An 18,012-nucleotide genomic window follows, 5' to 3' on the forward strand; every position below is an offset into this window, starting at 1 on the left:
GGATAAGACTCGAAGCAGAAGCGAAACGACGAAAGAGAAACTGTGGCAACGACCAACGACATCAAGAACGGCACCGTGCTGAAGCTTGAAGGCAACCTCTGGAGCATCATTGAGTTCCAGCACGTAAAGCCGGGCAAGGGTGGTGCGTTTGTCCGTACCAAGATGCGCAACGTCCGTTCGGGCAAAGTCGTCGACAAGACGTTCAACGCGGGCATCAAGATCGAAACCGCCACGGTTGACCGCCGCGATTACCAGTACCTGTACAAGGACGGCGAAGACTACGTCTTCATGGACACCTCGGACTACGACCAGCTCACTGTCCCGGGCTCGATCGTCGGCGATTACGCCAACTTCATGCTTGAGTCCATGATGGTCACCATCGCCATGCACGAAGGTGCGCCGCTGTACATCGAACTTCCGGCTTCCGTGGTCCTGGAGATCACCTACACCGAACCGGGCCTGCAGGGCGACCGCTCCACCGGCGGCACCAAGCCCGCCACCGTGGAAACCGGCTACGAAATCCAGGTTCCGCTGTTCCTGGAAACCGGCACAAAGGTGAAGGTTGATACCCGCACCGGCGACTACCTGGGACGCGTTAACGAGTGAGTGCACGCAGTAAAGCAAGAACACGGGCACTTGAGGTGCTCTTCGAAGCGGAACAGCGATCCATGTCTCCGCTCGAGTCCCTGCGTTCCCGCCGGGAAAAGACGGACCAGGTAATCAACCCCTACACCATGGACCTGGTGGAAGGCGTGATTGCCAAGCAGGAGCAGATCGACGAGTTCCTGAGCACCTATTCCCAGGGCTGGCCGCTGGAACGGATGCCTGCGGTTGACCGCATCATCCTGCGCCTGGGCAGCTGGGAGCTGCTGTACAACGACGAAGTCCCGGACAAGGTTGCCATCAGCGAAGCCGTTGAACTGGCCAAGTCCCTCTCCACGGACGAGTCGCCGGCGTTCATCAACGGGCTCCTTAGCCGCCTTCATCAGCTGAAGGACTCGCTGCTGGCCTAGCGTCCGGCGAATCATGCACTATGCCCGGCAGGGTTTGCCTGCCGGGCATTTGCGTGCCCGGCGGCGGTCGCCGGCAGAGGTCAGTACCGGCGTCCTGCGGCGGTAACGCTCAGCAGGCTGGTCCTGGTGCGGGTGAGGGCTGCCAGGAGCAGGTGCTCGCGCTGCAGGTTCTTTTCCAGGTCCCTGCCGTTGACCAGCTGCTGGCGGGTAAGGGCCAGGTGCGTCGCTTCGCGGATGAACGTGCGCATGGGGGCCTTCGCTCCGAATGCCCCCGCCCAGTGCAGTGCCCGGCGGCGTCCGGCGGGAGTGGAGAGCAGGTTCACTTCAGCCGGAGTGAACCAGCCGGCCGCTGCATATTCGCCCAGCCGCTGCCTTGTGAGGCGCTGTTCCTGGCGCCGGAGCCAGGTCACCCCGCCTACCGCCAGCGCAAACAGCGGCACCTGGAGCAGGAAGTAGAAAACGAAGAAGTCGTCGGCTACCAATGCCATGCCGCCGTTCCAGAACATGTGTCCCGCCACGGCGGCAGCCAGCCCGGCAAGGAAACCAACCACGATCCGCCAGGCTCCGGGTTTGCGGACGGCGATGCCCAGTGAAAGGCCGATCGCAGCCGTAAAGAGCACATGAGCGAACGGAGAGAAGAGTCCGCGCAGCACAAAGACGAACCCGAGCTGCAGCCCCACGCCGCCGGCTTCGAACAGTGCGGCACTGAAGTAGAGGATGTTCTCGGTGAAGGCGAAGCCGGCGCCAACCACGCCCGCATAGACAATGCCGTCCAGCGGCCCGTCGAAATGGGAGCGGCGGACAAAGACCAGCAACAGAACGCCCAGACCCTTGGCTGCTTCCTCCACGAGCGGTGCCTGGATCACGGTGGTGATCACGTCCGCCGGCGTAAGCGGCAGCAGAACCACCAGGACCTCGTTTACGGCACCGCCCAGGAGCAGTGTTATGGCAACCGAGACGCCGGCGCCCCAGAGGAACGCGAAAACAAGTGCGCCCCGTGGTTCCGGTTCCCAGCGGTCAATCCAGTGCAGGCCCAGCAGGCAGATGCCCAGCGGAATCAGGGCCAGCACACCGCACAGAATGAACGCCTCGCTGCCCAGCGTCGCAAAAAGAAACAATCCAACCAGCACCAGCACAATGCCGGCAGCGGTAATGAGCAGCACGTTGAGGACGCCCGTCGTGCCGCGGGCAGGGGAGGGGACGCTGAGTTCGGGAACCTGGCCGGCCGGCTGCTCCGGGAGCTGGGAATACCCGCTTCCGGGCTGGAACGTCATGGGCGCATGCCTGTCATGGACCCAAGAATATACGGCTCACCTGCTGTGATAGCTTTGAAAGGCATTCAACCTTTAAGTCCGTCCTGTGAGGCGGGGAAGGAGGAAGCAGAATATGGATCTTGTCGATCCCCAGCAGGCCGCCGCGGCTGCCCGTACCGTTCTGACTTCAGCTGACATTGACCGCGTGCTGACACGCATCGCCCACGAAATCCTTGAAGCAAACAAGGGCGGCACCGATCTGGTGCTGATGGGCATTCCACGCAGGGGCTATCCGCTGGCACGCCGGCTTGCAGCCAAGATCTCCGCTGCGGATCCCACCCTCGACGCCGACGCCATCACCGGGCAGCTGGACGTCACCATGTTCCGCGATGACCTGGCGCACCAGCCGACCCGTCCGCCGCACCCCACCGAGCTTCCCGCCAGCGGGATTGACGGCAAGGTAGTGGTCCTGGTGGATGACGTGCTGTATTCGGGCCGCACTATCCGTGCAGCGCTCGACGCACTGATCGACCTTGGCCGGCCCCGCGCCGTGCGCCTGGCAGTGCTGGTGGACCGCGGACACCGCGAACTTCCAATCCGGGCAGACCACGTTGGCAAGAACCTGCCGACCGCTGCCGTTGAAAAGGTCCGGGTGCGGCTTACCGAAACGGACCAGCCTGCCGTGGATGAAGTCGTGATCGAAGGCACTGCGTGAAACACCTGCTCTCCACCCTGGACCTGTCCTACCAGGACGCCATCTCCATCCTCGACACGGCAGAGGCCATGGCCGCTGTGGGGGAGCGGGAAGTCAAGAAGCTCCCTGCCCTCCGCGGCCGGACAGTGGTCAACCTGTTCTTCGAGGATTCAACCCGGACCCGGATTTCCTTCGAAGCCGCTGCCAAGCGCCTCTCTGCTGACGTCATCAACTTCTCGGCCAAGGGATCCTCGGTGTCCAAGGGCGAATCGCTCAAGGACACCGCGCAGACCCTGGCCGCAATCGGAGCGGACGCGGTCGTCATCCGGCACGGTGCGTCCGGTGCACCGGCCCGGCTGGCCAACTCCGGCTGGATTGACGCCGCCGTCCTGAACGCCGGGGACGGTACGCATGAGCATCCCACCCAGGCGCTGCTGGATGCCTTCACGATGCGCAGGCACTGGGCGCAGCTGCACGGAACGCCGTCACAGGGCACCGACCTGAAGGGCATGCACGTGGCAATCGTGGGAGACATCCTGCATTCCCGTGTGGCACGGTCGGATCTCTGGCTGCTCAAGACCCTCGGAGCCGAAGTCACCCTGGTGGCCCCGCCCACACTGCTGCCCTTCGGCGTCGAATCCTGGCCCTGCAAGGTCAGCTATTCCCTGGACGAAACCCTCGAAACCAGACCCGACGCCGTGATGATGCTGCGGGTCCAGGCCGAGCGCATGCATTCAGCATTCTTCCCCACGGTCCGGGAGTATTCCCGGCGATGGGGCTTCGACGACGTCCGCCTTGACCGTCTGGACACCCTTGGCCTGGACAATACGATCCTGCTGCACCCCGGCCCCATGAACCGCGGGCTGGAAATCTCCTCCCGGGCTGCCGATTCCCCTCGGGCAACCGTTCTGGCCCAGGTCAGCAACGGCGTCTCGGTCCGTATGGCCGCCCTCTACCTGCTGCTCTCCGGTGAGGGCAGCTCCCAGCGCACGACACAGGAAGTATCCGCACAGTGAAAACTGCAACACCTGCACCTGCCGCCCAGCCAATCCTCTCAGCCAACGGCACCTACCTGATCCGCGGTGCGTCGCTGCTGGGCGCCCAGACGGCTGACCTGCTGATCCAGGACGGCCTGATCGCGGCCGTAGGCCAGGACCTCGAAGCGCCCGAAGGTGCCGTCACCGTCGAGGCAGCCGGCCTGGTGGCGCTGCCCGGCATGGTCGACCTGCACACCCACCTGCGCGAGCCGGGACGCGAAGACGCCGAGACTGTTGAAACCGGTACCCGTGCCGCCGCACTGGGCGGATTTACCTCGGTGCACGCCATGGCCAACTCAAATCCGGTGGCAGACACCGCCGGAGTGGTGGAGCAGGTCTACAGCCTGGGTCTGAAGTCCGGCTGGGTGGACGTGCGCCCGGTCGGGGCTGTCACCGTTGGCCTCAAGGGGGAACGGCTGGCTGAACTCGGGGCCATGGCAGACTCCCGCGCCCGGGTCCGGGTCTTCTCCGACGACGGCATGTGCGTCCATGACCCTGTGCTGATGCGGCGGGCACTGGAGTACGTGAAGGCGTTCGACGGCGTTGTTGCCCAGCACGCGCAGGAACCCCGCATGACCGAGGGCGCGCAGATGCACGAAGGTGACGTCAGCGCTGTCCTGGGGCTGCCGGGCTGGCCGGCCGTCGCTGAGGAATCCATCATTGCCCGCGACGTGCTGCTGGCACAGCACACCGGCTCCCGCCTGCACGTCTGCCACGTCTCCACCGCAGGATCGGTGGAAATCATCCGGTGGGCCAAGGAACGGGGCATCAATGTCACCGCAGAGGTGACACCGCACCACCTGCTGCTGACGGACGAAGCCGTGCGCAGCTACGACCCGGTGTACAAGGTCAACCCGCCGCTGCGCACTGAATCCGATGTGCAGGCACTGCGCCGGGGCCTGGCCGACGGCACGATCGACATCGTTGGAACCGACCACGCCCCGCACCCCAGCGAACACAAGGAATGCGAATGGGCGCAGGCCGCCATGGGCATGACGGGCCTTGAGACGGCGCTTTCCGTGGTGCAGGCGACCATGATCGACACCGGCCTGATGGACTGGGCAGGATTCGCCCGCGTGACATCCGCCACTCCGGCGCGGATCGGAGGCGTGAGGACGCAGGGAAGACCGCTGGAAAGCGGCGAACCGGCCAACGTCATATTGGTTGACCCGGCTGCGCGGCGCACCGTGGACCCCCATAAGATGGCAACCATGGGTAAGAACAGTCCGTACGCCGGACTCGAGCTGCCCGGCCAGGTCCGAGCCACCTTCTACGCAGGCCATCCGACAGTCCTCGAGGGAGCACTCAACGGCCCCCGTGCCGCCGCAGCTGAGGAGACACCGTGGATTGGGTAATTTTCCTTATCGGTGTAGTCGTCGCGGCAGCTGCAATCATGGCGCTTTTCGCGCTCGGCTGGCGCGGCCGCAGGCAGCGGCAGTCAGACATCCCGCGGCCCCTGCCGCTTCCCGAAGAACTTGAGCTGCCGCGCTTCGAGGCTGACGGCCAGTACGTGGCCACCACCACCGCCGGTGACTGGCTGGACCGCGTGGCGGTGTACGGCCTGGGCGTGAAGTCCGTGGCGACCGCCGCAGTCTTCGACGAAGGCCTGCTCTTCGCCCGCCACGGGGCACCGGACGTCTGGATCCCGCGGGCAGACCTGCGCGGAGTCCGCCTGGAGCGCGGCATGGCCGGCAAGTTCGTGGAGAAGGAGGGCCTGGTCATGGTGACCTGGCAGCTCGGACCCAAGCGGGTCGACACCGGGTTCCGTACCCGTGCGGCCGACCACAAGAACCCCCTGGTTTCGGCGATCAAGGCGCTGGGCCCGGAATCAGCAACATCTAGCGAGGAACAACTGTGACAGTGAACCAAACCCCCGCCCCGAGAACAGCTGTCCTCATGCTGGAGGACGGCCGCAGCTTCCGCGGCCGCAGCTACGGGGCCACGGGCACCGCCCTGGGCGAGGCAGTCTTCGCCACCGGCATGACCGGCTACCAGGAGACCATCACGGACCCCTCCTACGCCCGGCAGCTGGTTGTCCAGACCGCACCCCACATCGGCAACACCGGTGTGAACAGCGACGACGCCGAGTCCCGCCGCATCTGGGTGGCCGGCTACATCGTCCGCGACGCGGCACGCAAACCCTCCAACTGGCGCTCCGAGCGCACGCTCGACGAGGACCTGGCAGCCCAGGGCGTCGTCGGAATCTCGGGTGTGGACACCCGCGCCATCACCCGGCACCTTCGCGAACGCGGCGCCATGAAGGCCGGGATCTTCTCCGGCGAAGCAGCGCAGCGCACTGACGCCGAGCTGCTCGCCGAGGTCCGTGCGCAGGAAGCCATGGCCGGCTCCCGCCTGGCCGAGGAAGTCAGCATCGAGGCCAGCTACGTCATTGAACCTTCCGCCCATGGGTGGGAGGGCGAGCCCCTCTTCACCGTTGCTGCCCTGGACCTGGGCATCAAGTCCATGACCCCGGTGCGCTTCGCAGAACGCGGCGTGCGGGTGCACGTGCTGCCCGCCTCCGCCACCCTTGAAGACGTCCAGGCACTGAACCCCGACGGCGTCTTTATGTCCAACGGCCCCGGCGACCCCGCCACCGCGGATAACCAGGTCAAGCTGCTGCGCGACGTGCTGGACACCGGCACTCCGTTCTTCGGCATCTGCTTCGGCAACCAGATTCTGGGCCGCGCCCTGGGCTTCGGTACCTACAAGCTGCCCTACGGCCACCGCGGCATCAACCAGCCGGTCCTGGACCGGCGCACCGGCAAGGTGGAAATCACCAGCCAGAACCACGGTTTCGCCGTCGACGCCCCGCTGGACGGCCCGGTCACCGCCCCCGAAGCACGCTTCGGCAAGGTGGAGGTCAGCCACATCAGCCTCAACGACAACGTGGTGGAAGGCCTCGCCTGCCTGGACATCCCCGCATTCTCCGTCCAGTACCACCCCGAAGCCGCCGCCGGCCCGCACGACTCCGCCTACCTGTTCGACCGCTTCGTCGACCTGATGGCCTCCAGCAAGAACAAGGAATCCCGCTAATGCCCCGCAGAACCGATCTCAAGTCCGTCCTGGTGATCGGCTCCGGCCCGATCGTCATTGGCCAGGCCGCCGAATTCGACTACTCCGGCACGCAGGCACTGCGCGTGCTGAAGGAGGAAGGCCTGCGGGTCATCCTGGTCAACTCCAACCCGGCCACCATCATGACCGACCCGGAGTTCGCCGACGCTACGTACGTCGAGCCGATCACTCCCGAGGTGGTCGAGAAGATCATCGCCAAGGAACGCCCCGACGCCGTGCTGCCCACCCTGGGCGGCCAGACCGCCCTGAACACGGCGATCGCCCTGGACAAGAACGGCGTGCTGGAGAAGTACAACGTCGAGCTGATCGGCGCCAACATCGAAGCCATTGAACTCGGCGAAGACCGCGAGAAGTTCAAGGGCGTCGTCGAGCGCTGCGGCGCCGAGTCCGCGAAGTCGATCATCGTGCACAGCATGGATGAGGCTTTCGCCGCCGCCGAGGAACTCGGTTACCCGATGGTGGTCCGCCCGTCCTTCACCATGGGCGGACTGGGCTCCGGCCTGGCCTACAACGCCGAGGACCTGCGCCGCATCGCCGGCGCCGGCATCCAGTACAGCCCCACCTCCGAGGTGCTGCTCGAAGAGAGCATCCTGGGGTGGAAGGAATACGAACTTGAAATGATGCGGGACAAGAACGACAACGTGGTGGTTGTCTGTTCCATCGAGAACTTCGATCCCGTAGGCGTCCACACCGGTGACTCCATCACCGTGGCACCGGCCATGACCCTCACCGACCGCGAGTACCAGAAGCTGCGCGACATCGCGATCGCCGTCATCCGTGAAGTTGGCGTGGACACCGGCGGCTGCAACATCCAGTTCGCCATCGAACCGGACACCGGCCGCGTCGTCGTCATCGAAATGAACCCGCGTGTCTCCCGCTCCTCGGCACTGGCTTCCAAGGCCACCGGGTTCGCCATCGCGAAGATCGCCACCAAGCTCTCCCTGGGCTACACCCTGGACGAGATCCCGAACGACATCACCAAGAAGACGCCGGCGTCCTTCGAGCCGACCCTGGACTACGTAGTAGTGAAGGTTCCCCGCTTCGCGTTCGAGAAGTTCCCGGCCGCGGACCCCACGCTGACCACCACCATGAAGTCCGTCGGCGAGGCCATGGCGATCGGCCGCAACTTCACCGAGGCGCTGCAGAAGGCGCTGCGCTCCCTGGAGCAGAAGGGCTCCCAGCTCAGCTTCGACCCCGTGGACCCCGCCGAGGTTCCGGCACTCATCGAGGCAGCCAAGCGCCCCACCACGGGCCGCCTGGCCCAGGTCCAGCAGGCACTGCTGGGCGGCGCCACTGCCGAGCAGCTTTACGAAGCCACCGGCATCGACCCCTGGTACCTGGACCAGCTTGAGCTGATCAACGAGGTCGCCGAGGAAATCCGCGGCGCAGCCCAGGTCACGGAGGACGTCCTGCGCCTGGCGAAGCGCCACGGCTTCTCCGACGAGCAGATCGGCAGGCTCACCAACCAGTCCGAGGCCGTGGTCCGCGGAGTGCGGCACGTCCTGGGCATCCGCCCGGTCTACAAGACGGTGGACACCTGCGCCGCCGAATTCGCGGCGTACACCCCGTACCACTACTCCTCCTACGACGAGGAAGACGAGGTGGCGCAGCACGCCAAGCCGTCGGTGATCATCCTCGGTTCCGGTCCGAACCGCATCGGCCAGGGCATCGAGTTCGACTACTCCTGCGTCCACGCCACCATGGCGCTGCGTGAAGCCGGCCACGAGACGGTCATGATCAACTGCAACCCGGAGACCGTATCCACGGACTACGACATCTCCGACCGCCTGTACTTCGAGCCGCTCACGCTCGAAGACGTGCTGGAAGTCATCCACGCCGAACAGCGCACCGGCGGCGTGCTGGGCGTGTTCGTGCAGCTCGGCGGACAGACCCCGCTGAAGCTCGCACAGGAACTGGCCGACGCCGGTATTCCGATCCTGGGCACCTCGCCGGAGGCAATCGACCTGGCAGAGCACCGCGGAGCCTTCCAGCGCGTGCTGGACGAAGGCGGGCTCATCGCCCCGAAGAACGGCACCGCCGTATCCTTCGAGGACGCCAAGAAGATCGCCGACGAGATTGGCTACCCCGTCCTGGTCCGCCCGTCCTACGTGCTGGGCGGCCGCGGCATGGAGATCGTCTACGACGAGGCCAACCTCTCCCGCTACATCGCCAACGCCACGGAGATCACCCCGGACCACCCCGTGCTGGTGGACCGGTTCCTGGAAGACGCCATCGAGATCGACGTCGACGCGCTCTTCGACGGCACCGACCTGTACGTGGGCGGCATCATGGAACACATCGAGGAAGCCGGTATCCACTCCGGCGACTCGGCATGCGTCCTGCCCCCGATCACGCTGGGCACCGACGTGATCGACCGCGTGGTTGAAGCAACCCGGGCAATCGCGTCCGGCGTCGGTGTGCGCGGCCTGATCAACATCCAGTTCGCGCTGGCCTCCGACGTGCTGTACGTCATTGAAGCCAACCCGCGCGCGTCCCGTACGGTTCCGTTCGTTTCCAAGGCCACCGGCGTCCAGCTGGCCAAGGCCGCTGCCCTGATCGGAACCGGAACCACCATCGCGGAACTGCGTGCCGCAGGGAAGCTCAAGGCGGCAGGCGACGGCTCCGCACTCCCGCTGGACGCTCCGGTGGCGGTCAAGGAAGCAGTACTGCCGTTCAGCCGCTTCCGCACCCCTGAAGGCACGGTTGTGGATTCCCTGCTCGGCCCGGAAATGCGTTCCACCGGCGAAGTCATGGGCATCGACAAGTACTTCGACACTGCCTTCGCCAAGTCCCAGGCGGCCGCAAACTCGGCGCTGCCCACTGCCGGCAAGATCTTTGTCTCCGTCGCCAACCGGGACAAGCGCGCCATCATCATGCCGGTGAAGCTCATGAGCGACCTCGGCTTCGAGATCCTCTCCACCGGCGGCACCGCGGACGTCCTGCGCCGCAACGGGATCCAGGCCACCACCGTCCGCAAGGTCGGCGAGGGCGCGGGTCCGGACGGCGAAGGAACCGTGGTCGACCTGATCACGGCCGGGGACATCAACCTGGTGATCAACACCCCATCCGGCGGCCAGGCCCGCGGGGACGGTTATGAGATCCGCGCCGCCGCGACGTCGATTGGCTGCCCGGTCATGACCACCGTGTCCGAATTCACTGCGGCAGTTCAGGCTATCGAGGCCATGCGGTCCTACGAATGGGACGTCTGCTCGCTGCAGGAGTATGCGGCCAAGCTCCAGGCCTCGACCGTTGCCTGAGCACAGCACTGAAGCTGCCGGCAGGCGCGCACCGTTTGGTGCGCGCCTGCGGGCGGCCATGGACACCCGCGGACCGCTTTGCGTTGGCATCGATCCCCACCCCGGCCTCCTGGCCGCGTGGGGCCTGAATGACGACGCCGCCGGACTGGAGCGCTTTTCCCTCACCGTCCTGGAGGCGGTGGGGGAGCAGGCTGCTGCCCTGAAGCCGCAGGTTGCACTCTATGAACGCCACGGTTCGGCGGGCATCGCCGTACTTGAGCGCCTGCTGGCGGCGTGCGCCGAGACCGGGGTTCTGTCCATCGCGGATGCAAAACGCGGGGACATTGGCTCGACCATGGCGGCCTACGCTGACGCATGGCTGCGGGACGGGTCTCCGCTGGCTGCCGACTCGGTAACGCTTAGCCCCTACCTTGGCTACGAGTCGCTGCGCCCGGCGCTGGACCTTGCTGCAGCCATGGGCAGGGGAGTCTTTGTCCTGGGACTGACCTCGAACCCGGAGGGTTCCACAGTGCAGCACGTCGGGGCGGACCGTTCCGTGGCGGCACGGATCGTGGATGCCGCAGCGGCGGAAAACGCTGCGGCCGGGACCCTCGGATCTACGGGGCTGGTGGTCGGAGCTACTGTCGGTTCCGCCCTGTCGGACCTGGGAATTGACCTGGCTGCTGCCAACGCGCCGATCCTGGCCCCCGGCCTTGGTGCACAGGGCGCAACGGGGGAGGACCTAAGGAAAACCTTCGGAGCGGCGTACGCCAATGTGCTGGCCACCTCCAGCCGCGACATCCTCAAAGCCGGCCCGGAGCGCCAGGCACTCCGTGAGGCGGCCTCCCGCACGCTGGACGGCCTGCCGCAGCCATAGTGGAAACCGGTACGGCTTCCGTGCCGGTTTCCATTGCATTGCCCGCATCTGGCGGATAGGTTCGGACCCTAGCCCAAGAAACCGCAAAGCCGCCGGTCACACCCCGTTTGACGGGCGGTCAGTCTTCGCCCGGGAGAGCCAATTGAACCTCAAACCACTGACTGAAGCAGAGCGCACCAGGGCGCGGGAGAAGGCCACCGCCGCCCGCACCGTGCGGGCCGACATCAAGGCCAAAATCAAGTCCGGAGAACTCTCGGTCCAGGAAGTCATAGTTTCCCGTTCCTCGGAGGAAGCCGTGGGCCGGCTGAAGGTCGTGGACCTGCTGCGGGCACTGCCTGGTGTGGGGGAGCGCCGCGCAGCTGGAATAATGGCTACCGTGGGTATTGCCCCCACCCGCCGGGTGAGGGGACTTGGCGTCCACCAGCGCAAGGCGCTGATCGAATTACTGGAGTCCGACTAAGCCACCGGCCGCCCACCGCGGCGGCAGCGGCGTCGGACCTCAACAAACACAAAGTGAGGTCTACGTGTCGCAACCGCGGCTGACAGTTCTGGCAGGTCCCACCGCCGTTGGCAAAGGCACTGTGTCCACCTATATCCGGGACAACTATCCCGAAGTCTGGCTTTCCGTCTCCGCCACCACCCGGGCCCCGCGCCCGGGCGAGGAAAACGGAGTCCACTATTTCTTCGTCACCGCCGACGAGTTCGATGACCTGGTGGAGGAAGGCCAAATGCTTGAATGGGCCGTAGTCCACGGCCACAACCGCTACGGCACGCTGCGTCGGACCGTGGAGTCCGCCATGGCCGAGGGCCGCTCGGTGCTCCTGGAGATCGACCTGCAGGGAGCACGCCAGGTCAAGAAGTCAATGCCGGAGGCGAATTTCGTGTTCCTGGCGCCGCCGTCGTGGGACGAAATGGTCCGCCGTCTGGTCGGGCGGGGCACCGAAACACCCGAGGAGCAGCAGCGGCGGCTGGAAACCGCTAAACTGGAACTTGCTGCCGAGCCCGAGTTCGATCACACTGTCATCAATGATGACGTTCAGCGGGCTGCAGCAGAGCTCGTTTCACTCATGGGGATCAGCCCTCGCCAACGCTGAGCTGCTGTTCTTGATCCGCACGAAAACTTTGGAGATCTTTTGTCTACCCAGCCTGAAGGCATCATCAACCCGCCGATCGACGACCTGCTGACGGCCGCTGATTCGAAGTACGCCCTGGTCATCTACGGTGCCAAGCGCGCCCGCCAGATCAACGCCTACTACTCCCAGCTGCACGAGGGCCTGTTCGAGTACGTTGGCCCGCTGGTGGAAACCAAGCTGAACGAAAAGCCGCTGTCCATCGCCCTGCGCGAGATCAACGACGGCATGCTGGTAGTCCGCGCCAACGAAACCGCCGAGTAAGGCACATACCCACGGCTAGGAGGTAGGACAGGCGTGCGCATTGTCCTGGGGGTGGGCGGCGGCATCGCAGCCTACAAGGCAGCGTCACTGCTGCGCCTGTTCACCGAAGCCGGCCACAGCGTCCAGGTGGTGCCCACCGAGGCATCCACCCGGTTCGTGGGCATAGCCACCTGGGAAGCCCTCTCGGGCCACCCGGTCAGCACCACGGTGTTCGACGCCGTGGATACCGTCAACCACGTCCGGCTCGGCCACGAGGCTGACCTGATTGTGGTGGCACCTGCCACAGCCGACCTGCTGGCCAAGGCGGCAGCAGGTCTTGCTGCCGACCTCCTGACCAACACGCTCCTGATGGCACGCGGGCCGGTGTTCTTCGCGCCCGCGATGCACACGGAGATGTGGAACCACCCCGCCACCCAGGCAAACGTGGCAACACTGCGTGCCCGCGGCGCCGTCGTGATGGATCCTGCAACGGGACGCCTGACCGGCAAGGACTCCGGTCCGGGACGGCTGCCTGAGCCGGAAGACATCTTCGCTGCAGCTCTGGCTGCGGCGCGGACGGATTCCGTGCCCGCCGGCCCGTCCGGCCTGCTGTCCGGAAAGACTGTAACGGTCACCGCCGGCGGCACGCGGGAACCCCTGGATCCCGTGCGTTTCCTCGGCAACCGGTCGTCCGGCAAACAGGGAGCTGCCATTGCGGAAGCTGCCCTGGCTGAAGGCGCCCGTGTCCGTTTTATTGCCGCGCATCTGGAAGTTCCGGTACCCCGGGGCGTGGAACTGGTCCAGGTCGAGACCGCCCTGGAACTTCGGGAAGCCGTTCACGAAGCCGCTCATTCCACGGACGTACTGGTGATGTCCGCCGCCGTAGCTGATTTTCGGCCCGGTGAGAACGCGGAAACCAAGATCAAAAAGCGCGACGACGGCTCCGACCCCGTTATCACGCTGGTACGTAACCCGGACATCCTGGCCGAGACCGTCCAGAACCGCGCCGAGACCGGGGCCGGGCCGGCACTGATTGTCGGGTTCGCTGCAGAAACCGGCGACGGCAGCGGTTCGGTGCTTGAATACGGCCGCCGCAAGCTGGAACGAAAGGGCTGTGACCTCCTGGTACTGAACCAGGTGGGCCGGTCGCTTGTTTTTGGCCAAGACAGCACCGAGGTGCGCATCCTGTCCCCGCATGACGACCCCCAGGCCGAGCCGGCAGCACTGACCGGCAGCAAGGCTGAGATCGCCCGGCACCTAATGGAGCGCATTGCTGCCGAGTTCTCCGGATCATCCCGGGGCCGCGACGGCAGCATCCCGGTCCCGCCCGGCTGATCCCTTCCTGCATTTCCCCAGCATGTTTCACCCTGTGTAGCACTGCGACCCTGTATGACCGTGCATGGCACGGCTTGACCCCAGACGGGGACTGTCCCCGGAACGAAGTAGAGTAAACCCGTGACTTCCAGCAATACGACTGCCCCCGCCGATACCCGCGCACTGCGGCTCTTCACGTCCGAATCCGTGACCGAGGGCCACCCGGACAAGATTTGCGACCAGATCAGTGACGCCATCCTGGATGGGCTGCTGAAGGCAGACCCCGAATCGCGTGTTGCCGTGGAGACCCTGGTAACCACCGGGCTGGTCCACGTTGCCGGCGAGGTCACCACCGAGGGTTATGTCGAAATCCCGCAGCTGGTGCGCGACACCATCCTGGAAATTGGTTACGACTCTTCTGCCAACGGGTTCGACGGTGCACGCTGCGGCGTTTCCGTCTCGATCGGGCAGCAGTCACCTGAGATCGCTTCACGGGTCTTTAACTCGGTAGAGAACCGGTCGGGCGAGGCGCAGGACCCCTTCGACGCCCAGGGTGCCGGCGACCAGGGCATTATGTTCGGCTTTGCCAGCGACGAGACCAGCGTCCTGATGCCGACTCCGATCTGGCTAGCACACCGCCTCTCTGAGCGGCTGACCAGGGTCCGCAAGGACGGAACACTTCCCTACCTCCGTCCGGACGGCAAGACCCAGGTGACCATTGGGTACGAGGGCGACCGTCCGGTTTCAGTGGACTCGGTAGTCGTCTCCACGCAGCACGCAGCGGAGCTGGAACAGGCCCAGCTGCGCCAGGACATGATTGAGCACGTGGTGAATCCGGTGCTGGCAGGGACGGAACTGGATACCTCCGGGGTCCGGCACATCATCAATCCCGGCGGACCGTTCGTCATTGGCGGACCGGTGGGAGACGCCGGCCTGACCGGACGCAAAATCATCGTGGACACCTACGGCGGATTCTCCCGCCACGGCGGCGGTGCCTTCAGCGGCAAGGACCCGAGCAAGGTGGACCGTTCAGCTGCCTACGCGATGCGCTGGGTTGCCAAGAACGTTGTGGCCGCAGGGCTGGCCCGCCGGGCAGAAATCCAGATCGCCTACGCGATTGGCATGGCCCGTCCGGTCGGCATCTACGTAGAGACCTTCGGCACGGAAACCGTTGACCCGATGAAGATCTCCCAGGCCATCAACGAGGTCTTCGACCTGCGGCCCCTGGGTATCATCAACGCCCTCGACCTCAAGCGTCCCATCTACCAGAAGACTGCAGCCCACGGACACTTTGGCCGCGAGGACGAAGGCTTCACCTGGGAACGCCTCGACAAGGTCGAGGAACTGCGCCGCTGGTTTAACGCCTAGTACCCATGGAAGAGCGTCCGTTCCAGCGCGCGTCGAAGGATGGGCGCGCTTCGCCGGAACGGAGCGCCTCTGCCGACCAGCCCGCGGCAAGGAAACCGGGTACCGGCGAAGACCAGGGCGTGCAGCTGTCCCTGCTGCACGGCTTCGCGCCGCCCGCAGCACCCGTGGGCAAGTCCCTGCCCGCCCCGGAGCTGCCGATTGCCAGGGTCCTGCTGGATTCCCCGCTGCCCCACCTGGACCGGCCTTTTGATTATCTGGTTCCGGCAGAGCTCGACGGCGATGCAGTGCCCGGCGTCCGGGTCAAGGTCCGCTTTGGCGGGCAGGAGCTCCCCGGATTCCTCACCGAACGGCTTGCCACCACTGTTACCACTGCCCGGCTGGTCAGCCTGGGCAAAGTCGTCTCGGGAGTCCCCGTACTGAGCCCTGAGGTCCTCTCCCTGGCCGAGGCTGTTGCTGCACGGTATGCCGGCAGCGTCCACGATGTGCTCCGCGTGGCGGTGCCTCCCCGCGTGGCGCGGGTGGAGAAGGAGTTCTCCGGCCGTACCCCCGGCGTCCGCGTCCCGGAGGCGCCGGACGGTGCCCGGCCGGACGGTGCCCGGCCGGACGGTGCCCGGCCGGACGGTGCGCAGCCGGGGAAGGAATCAGGTACGGATAACGACGCCGCGCCTGCTCGGGATGCCGCCGCGAGCCCTTACCGCCGCTACCCGCACGGCCCCCGCTTCCTGAGCCACCTCGCAGCCGGCCACAGTCCGAGGGCAGTACTGAGTTCCCTGCGCGGCTACGGCCCGGATGCCTGGCCGGAAGAGATCGCGGCAGCCGTGGAAGCCACCCTGCTCTCCGGGCGAGGCGCCGTCGTTGTGGTCCCGGACCAGAAAGACCTTGCCCGTGTCATGGCGGCACTCGAGCAGCGCATTCCCAACGGAACCGCGGTGCGGCTGACCGCCGAGGACGGACCCACGCCGCGCTACCGGAGCTTCCTGCAGCTCCTCTACGGGGATGCCGCCGTGGCTGTCGGCACCCGCTCTGCTGCCTACGCACCCGTGGCCAACCTCGGCCTGGTGTGTATCTGGGACGACGCCGATGACCTGCATGCAGAACAGCGCGCTCCCTATCAGCACGCCCGCGACGTACTGCTGCTGCGCGCGGAAGCTGCAGGCGCCGCGATGCTCGTTGCCTCACATACCCGCAGCACGGAGGCCCAGCGGCTCGTCGAATCCGGGTGGGCTGCAGCGCTGAACGCTGAACGCCCCGTAGTCCGGGCTTCCACACCACGGGTGATGAGCACCGCCGATACCTTCAACATGGAGCGTGATCCGCTGGCGGCCCGTGCCCGGATTCCCCACGCAGCCTGGAAAGCCGCACAGGACGGGCTGAAGCACGGTCCGGTCCTGGTGCAGGTGGCCCGGACCGGGTTTTCCCCGGCGCTTTCCTGCCAGGACTGCCGGGAACCGGCCCGCTGCCGCCAGTGCCAGGGTCCGCTGGCTCAAAGCCGGAGGAACTCTCCGCCCGCCTGCCGCTGGTGTGCGCGGCCGGAACCCCGGTGGCACTGTCCGCACTGCGGCAGCTTCCGGCTGCGGGCCTCCACCGCCGGCGCCGGCCGGACGGCCGAAGAACTTGGACGCGCTTTCCCCTCGGTAACCGTCGTCTCCTCAGCCGGTGACCATATCCGGGCCGAGGTCCCGGACACGCCCGCGCTGGTAGTGGCTACCCCCGGCGCGGAACCCGTGGCGCCGTCGGGCTATGCCGCAGCGCTGCTGCTGGACGGAACCATGATGCTCTCCCGGCAATCCCTGCGTGCCCAGGAAGAAACCCTGCGCCGCTGGCTCACTGCGGCGGCACTGGTGCGTCCGGCAGCGGACGGGGGAGTTGTGGTCGTGACCGCGGATGACACCGCCACGGTTGGGCACCTGCTGCGCTGGGATCCGGCAGGAGCTGCGGAGCGCGAACTCGCACTCCGCCGTGAGCTGGGGCTTCCTCCGGCAGTCCGCTATGCCGAACTGTCCGGTTCCCGGGATGCCCTGGACGCTTTCGCGTCCCGCCTGGAGCTGCCCCGGGACGCCCGGACCGTAGGCCCGGCGCCCGTGGAGGAACCGCCGTCGTACCGTGGCGAGGACGCTGAAACCCTCAACGGGGCAGCCCGCTGGCGCACCCTGTGCTTCTTCCCGTACGGGGAGGCCCCGGCCGTCACATCGGCAATGCGGGCCGCGAAGGCAGCACTTTCAGCCCGCCGTACGGGCGACCCGGTCTATGTCCGGGTCGATGCGCCGGATGGCCTCTAAGCGGCTTCCGGAGCGCTGCCCCGGTACTGCACGGGGACACTGCGCTGGTGGCCAGATTCCGCGAGGGGGATGTGAAGGCTGAGAATGCCGTTGGCATAGTGCGGGGCGATCCGGTCCGCTGCCACTCTGCTGCCCACCGGAACGCGCCGCAGGATCATTCCGTCCTCCCGCTCACGGACATCCCAGCGGGTCTCGCGGTCCAGGCCGCGGAGGGAACGGTGCGCCCTGATCAGCAGGAAGTGGCCGTCCAGTTCCACCGAGAGGGAACCCGGATCAATGCCGGGCAGGTCCGCATTGAGCACCAGATACCCGCCGTCGCGGTACAGGTCGACGGCGGTTCCGCCGCGTGCCTGGCTGCGGGCTTCCAGCATGGCTCTTAGACGTTCCCGGTCCCTGGGCGCGGGCCCCGTGGGCATTGTCATCATCTCCTGAAAAAACGCTGTGCCGGTGTAGCAATTTTAGGAGCGGTAGGGCTCACGGTCCGAATCCTCTACAG

Annotated in this window: 17 protein-coding genes; 15 read left to right on the top strand and 2 right to left on the bottom strand. The window is 66.1% G+C overall.

What is annotated here, in order from left to right; all coding sequences use genetic code 11:
- Positions 1-42: 42 nt before the first annotated feature.
- Positions 43-606 (top strand): elongation factor P, encoded by a 564-nt coding sequence (efp, locus tag AO716_RS11660; RefSeq protein ID WP_055240995.1) that lies wholly within the window; start codon positions 43-45, stop codon positions 604-606.
- On the top strand, positions 603-1,013 hold the full coding sequence (nusB, locus tag AO716_RS11665; protein ID WP_055240996.1) for a transcription antitermination factor NusB: 411 nt from the start codon (positions 603-605) through the stop codon (positions 1,011-1,013). The genes efp and nusB overlap by 4 nt, the downstream gene beginning before the upstream one ends.
- An 80-nt stretch (positions 1,014-1,093) precedes the next feature.
- Here nusB and AO716_RS11670 read toward each other — a convergent pair whose 3' ends face one another.
- On the bottom strand, positions 1,094-2,287 hold the full coding sequence (locus AO716_RS11670) for a PrsW family intramembrane metalloprotease (protein WP_055240997.1): 1,194 nt from the start codon (positions 2,285-2,287) through the stop codon (positions 1,094-1,096).
- A gap of 112 nt (positions 2,288-2,399) precedes the next feature.
- Between AO716_RS11670 and pyrR the strand changes: the two genes are divergently transcribed.
- From pyrR to AO716_RS11735, 13 genes are all read left to right on the top strand, one after another.
- The gene (gene pyrR / locus AO716_RS11675) at positions 2,400-2,981 is read left to right on the top strand and encodes a bifunctional pyr operon transcriptional regulator/uracil phosphoribosyltransferase PyrR (RefSeq protein ID WP_055240998.1); all 582 of its coding nucleotides are present in this window, start codon (positions 2,400-2,402) and stop codon (positions 2,979-2,981) included.
- A complete protein-coding gene (locus tag AO716_RS11680) occupies positions 2,978-3,976 on the top strand; it encodes an aspartate carbamoyltransferase catalytic subunit (RefSeq protein WP_055240999.1) in 999 nt (332 codons plus the stop codon). Before pyrR ends, AO716_RS11680 begins: the two co-directional genes overlap by 4 nt.
- Entirely contained in the window at positions 3,964-5,352 is a 1,389-nt protein-coding gene (locus AO716_RS11685; protein WP_414826584.1) for a dihydroorotase, read from the top strand. Before AO716_RS11680 ends, AO716_RS11685 begins: the two co-directional genes overlap by 13 nt.
- On the top strand, positions 5,340-5,855 hold the full coding sequence (locus tag AO716_RS11690) for a hypothetical protein (protein WP_321164370.1): 516 nt from the start codon (positions 5,340-5,342) through the stop codon (positions 5,853-5,855). Before AO716_RS11685 ends, AO716_RS11690 begins: the two co-directional genes overlap by 13 nt.
- Before the next feature lie 38 nt (positions 5,856-5,893).
- Entirely contained in the window at positions 5,894-7,030 is a 1,137-nt protein-coding gene (gene carA, locus AO716_RS11695; RefSeq protein WP_082413517.1) for a glutamine-hydrolyzing carbamoyl-phosphate synthase small subunit, read from the top strand.
- Positions 7,030-10,326, top strand: coding sequence for a carbamoyl-phosphate synthase large subunit (gene carB, locus AO716_RS11700; protein ID WP_055241001.1), 3,297 nt, complete (start codon positions 7,030-7,032; stop codon positions 10,324-10,326). Before carA ends, carB begins: the two co-directional genes overlap by 1 nt.
- Positions 10,319-11,182 carry an orotidine-5'-phosphate decarboxylase gene (pyrF, locus tag AO716_RS11705; RefSeq protein ID WP_055241002.1) on the top strand — a complete coding sequence of 288 codons (864 nt, stop codon included), beginning with the start codon at positions 10,319-10,321 and terminating at the stop codon, positions 11,180-11,182. Before carB ends, pyrF begins: the two co-directional genes overlap by 8 nt.
- A gap of 142 nt (positions 11,183-11,324) precedes the next feature.
- The gene (mihF, locus tag AO716_RS11710) at positions 11,325-11,642 is read left to right on the top strand and encodes an integration host factor, actinobacterial type (RefSeq protein ID WP_055241003.1); all 318 of its coding nucleotides are present in this window, start codon (positions 11,325-11,327) and stop codon (positions 11,640-11,642) included.
- Positions 11,643-11,706: 64 nt separating this feature from the next.
- Positions 11,707-12,276 (top strand): guanylate kinase, encoded by a 570-nt coding sequence (gene gmk / locus AO716_RS11715; RefSeq protein ID WP_055241004.1) that lies wholly within the window; start codon positions 11,707-11,709, stop codon positions 12,274-12,276.
- Between the two features lie 39 nt (positions 12,277-12,315).
- Positions 12,316-12,576 carry a DNA-directed RNA polymerase subunit omega gene (rpoZ, locus tag AO716_RS11720; protein ID WP_055241005.1) on the top strand — a complete coding sequence of 87 codons (261 nt, stop codon included), beginning with the start codon at positions 12,316-12,318 and terminating at the stop codon, positions 12,574-12,576.
- Positions 12,577-12,609: 33 nt separating this feature from the next.
- Entirely contained in the window at positions 12,610-13,890 is a 1,281-nt protein-coding gene (gene coaBC / locus AO716_RS11725) for a bifunctional phosphopantothenoylcysteine decarboxylase/phosphopantothenate--cysteine ligase CoaBC (RefSeq protein WP_055241006.1), read from the top strand.
- A 120-nt stretch (positions 13,891-14,010) separates the two neighbouring features.
- Entirely contained in the window at positions 14,011-15,237 is a 1,227-nt protein-coding gene (metK, locus tag AO716_RS11730; protein ID WP_055241007.1) for a methionine adenosyltransferase, read from the top strand.
- 5 nt (positions 15,238-15,242) lie between these two features.
- Positions 15,243-17,516 (top strand): primosomal protein N', encoded by a 2,274-nt coding sequence (locus tag AO716_RS11735; protein ID WP_160317930.1) that lies wholly within the window; start codon positions 15,243-15,245, stop codon positions 17,514-17,516.
- Here AO716_RS11735 and AO716_RS11740 read toward each other — a convergent pair.
- On the bottom strand, positions 17,513-17,932 hold the full coding sequence (locus AO716_RS11740; RefSeq protein WP_055241008.1) for an Hsp20/alpha crystallin family protein: 420 nt from the start codon (positions 17,930-17,932) through the stop codon (positions 17,513-17,515). The genes AO716_RS11735 and AO716_RS11740 overlap by 4 nt on opposite strands.
- Positions 17,933-18,012: the final 80 nt, after the last annotated feature.

This window comes from Arthrobacter sp. Edens01 (assembly GCF_001307035.1).
Taxonomy (GTDB): Bacteria; Actinomycetota; Actinomycetes; order Actinomycetales; family Micrococcaceae; genus Arthrobacter_B.

Bases quoted from the DNA above. Each gene is read 5' to 3' on its own strand.
- AO716_RS11670 (WP_055240997.1), bottom strand. From the start codon at position 2,287: ATGACGTTCCAGCCCGGAAGCGGGTATTCCCAGCTCCCGGAGCAGCCG.
- pyrR (WP_055240998.1), top strand. From the start codon at position 2,400: ATGGATCTTGTCGATCCCCAGCAGGCCGCCGCGGCTGCCCGTACCGTT.
- carA (WP_082413517.1), top strand. From the start codon at position 5,894: ATGCTGGAGGACGGCCGCAGCTTCCGCGGCCGCAGCTACGGGGCCACG.
- carB (WP_055241001.1), top strand. From the start codon at position 7,030: ATGCCCCGCAGAACCGATCTCAAGTCCGTCCTGGTGATCGGCTCCGGC.
- AO716_RS11735 (WP_160317930.1), top strand. From the start codon at position 15,243: ATGGAAGAGCGTCCGTTCCAGCGCGCGTCGAAGGATGGGCGCGCTTCG.
- AO716_RS11740 (WP_055241008.1), bottom strand. From the start codon at position 17,932: ATGCCCACGGGGCCCGCGCCCAGGGACCGGGAACGTCTAAGAGCCATG.